Annotated in this window: 3 protein-coding genes; 2 read left to right on the top strand and 1 reads right to left on the bottom strand. The window is 71.6% G+C overall.

Annotation, left to right across the window (positions count from 1 at the left end; genetic code table 11):
- Positions 1–30 precede the first annotated feature (30 nt).
- Together cmtR and BIV01_RS01960 are read left to right on the top strand one after the other, a co-directional pair.
- On the top strand, positions 31–384 hold the full coding sequence (gene cmtR, locus BIV01_RS01965) for a Cd(II)/Pb(II)-sensing metalloregulatory transcriptional regulator CmtR (protein WP_071295328.1): 354 nt from the start codon (positions 31–33) through the stop codon (positions 382–384).
- Positions 381–1064: a cation diffusion facilitator family transporter gene (locus BIV01_RS01960; protein WP_071301769.1), complete on the top strand. Its 684-nt coding sequence runs from the start codon at positions 381–383 to the stop codon at positions 1062–1064. Before cmtR ends, BIV01_RS01960 begins: the two co-directional genes overlap by 4 nt.
- A 15-nt stretch (positions 1065–1079) precedes the next feature.
- Here BIV01_RS01960 and BIV01_RS01955 read toward each other — a convergent pair.
- A partial coding sequence (locus BIV01_RS01955) for a KUP/HAK/KT family potassium transporter (RefSeq protein ID WP_175473614.1) occupies positions 1080–1785 on the bottom strand: 706 nt, incomplete at its 5' end.

The raw sequence follows: 1785 nt of genomic DNA, 5'->3' as shown, positions 1-1785 counted from the left end.
TCGGTACAGCGCTCGCTGTACTGTGGGTGCATGCTGCTCGTCGCTCCGCGCCTCGAGGTGATGAACCGCCTCGGCCGCGCCCTCGCCGATCCGACCCGTGCGCGGATCCTCCTCCGCCTGCTCGAGTCGCCCCGGTACCCCGCCGTGCTCGCCGACGACCTCGGGACCACCCGGGCGAACGTGTCGAACCACCTGGCGTGCCTGCGCGGCTGCGGGATCGTCGTGGCCGTGCCGGAAGGCCGCCGGACCCGCTACGAGATCGCGGACGCGCACCTCGCCCGTGCACTCGAGTCACTCGTCGACGTCGTGCTGGCGGTCGACGACGGCGCGCCGTGCACCGACGACGCCTGCGCCGTGCCGCTCTGCTGCGGGCCGGGCGCATGAGCGCCGCGCTGCCCCTCGGGCCGCGTCCGACGGCCGTCCGGAGCGCGGTGCTGCGCCGCCGGATCCGATGGATCGTCGCCGCCACCATCACGTACAACGTCGTCGAGGCCGTCGTCGCGATCAGCGCCGGTTCGGTCGCGTCGTCCACCGCCCTGATCGGCTTCGGCCTGGACTCGATCGTCGAGGTGCTCTCCGCGGCCGCGGTCGCGTGGCAGTTCGCGGCGCCCGACCCCGAGCGGCGCGAACGGACGGCGCTCCGCGTGATCGCCGTCTCGTTCTTCGGGCTCGCCCTGTACGTCTCGGTCGACGCGGTGCTGACGCTGACCGGACTGCGCGAGCCGGAGCACAGCACGGTCGGCATCGTGCTCGCCGCGGTCAGCCTGGCCGTGATGCCGTTCCTCAGCTTGCTCGAACGGCGCACGGGCCGCGAGCTCGGTTCGGCGTCGGCCGTCGCGGACTCGAAGCAGACCCTGGTGTGCAGCTACCTCTCCGCCGCCGTCCTGGTCGGCCTACTGCTGAACACCCTGTTCGGCTGGACCTGGGCGGACCCGGTGGCCGGGCTCGTCGTCGTGGTGTTCGCGGTCCGGGAAGGGCTCGAGGCCTGGCGGGGCGACGCGTGCAAGCAGCCCGTCGCCGCGCTCACCGGCGAGCGCGAGGTCGAGGCCTGCGACTGCTGCTGAGGCGAACGACGGTCGTCAGATCTCGACGTCGCTGCCCATCGTCACGGTGCGGTGCGCCGGCAACCCGAAGCGGGCAGCCGGGTCGGCGGCGTTGTGCGCCAGCCCGACGAAGAGCTTCTTGCGCCAGCCGACCATGCCCCGGTTCCCCGCCACCGGCCGGAGTGCGCCGCGCGAGATGAAGTACGACGCGTTCGCCATCTCCTCGGGGTCGACGTCGAGCACCTCGGCCAGGCAGGCCGCGTGCAGGGCCTTCGGCAGGTCCTGGTCGTCCGAGAAGCCGAACTTGATCGTGATGTGGTCGATGCCGTCGTCCTCGTAGCCGAGGTCGTCACGGAAGAAGGCCTTGGCGTGCGGCACGTGGGGCACGTTCGCGGTGATGACGGACACGATGACGACCGTCCGGTGCACCACGTGGTTGTGCTCGACGTTCGCCCGGAGCGCCAGCGGCGTCGTCTCCTTGTTGGGGTGCGGGAAGATCGCGACACCCTGCACGCGCGGGATGCCCTTCGTGTTGATCTTCTCGATGAAGTCGGCGAGGGACCCCTCGCGCTCCTTGCGCTCCTCCTGCACGAGCTGCCGGCCGCGACGCCACGTGGTCATGAGCGTGATCACCGCGAGCGCGATCAGCAGCGGGACCCATCCGCCGTGCAGGATCTTCGACAGGTTGCCGGCGAGGAACGTCAGCTCGAGCCCGCCGAACGCCACCGCGGCGACGACGAGC

It is taken from the genome of Curtobacterium sp. MCBA15_013 (assembly GCF_001865095.1).
Lineage (GTDB): Bacteria > Actinomycetota > Actinomycetes > Actinomycetales > Microbacteriaceae > Curtobacterium.
This window is presented reverse-complemented; position numbering and strand designations above follow the sequence as displayed.